This is a genomic window from Haloferax profundi, assembly GCF_001469865.1.
GTDB classification, from domain to species: domain Archaea; phylum Halobacteriota; class Halobacteria; order Halobacteriales; family Haloferacaceae; genus Haloferax; species Haloferax profundi.
In genome coordinates this window covers 1-438 of sequence record NZ_LOPV01000198.1, presented here as the reverse complement: position 1 = coordinate 438, position 438 = coordinate 1, and the positions used below count along the sequence as shown (strand labels likewise).

Here is a 438-nt window from a genome sequence, read left to right as displayed (position 1 = left end):
GGAGTGCCCCCGTGCGCTTCTTCACATTACTTCGAATGGCACGGTTACATTTAACGCCGTTGATTTAGTGGCTCTGTGAGAAAAATAGACACGAGGCGTGTCATAACTTCACGCGCGTCCAGTCCTGACCTCGATCGAGGAGCGAGTGAAACAAAGTATTAGTTTCGCGCGCGTGCGAAGCGACGACGGAATCGACTCAGTTGAACTCGGTTTATAACGGGTCGCTTTATAAGGAAGGAGGTATGATTAAAAAGCGAGCAATGAGTGGGCCGGCAGACTCCATCGAGATTCAGAACGTAGTCGCATCGACCGGGATCGGTCAAGAGCTCGACCTCGAAGCACTTGCCGACGACCTTCCCGGTGCTGATTTCAACCCAGACAATTTCCCTGGCCTCGTCTATCGGACACAAGAGCCGAAGGCCGCGGCACTCATCTTCC

1 pseudogene is annotated in these 438 nt (G+C 53.2%); it reads left to right on the top strand.

Annotation, left to right across the window (positions count from 1 at the left end):
* Positions 1 to 260: 260 nt before the first annotated feature.
* A pseudogene (locus AUR66_RS10045) lies at positions 261 to 438 on the top strand (TATA-box-binding protein); the annotation flags it as partial.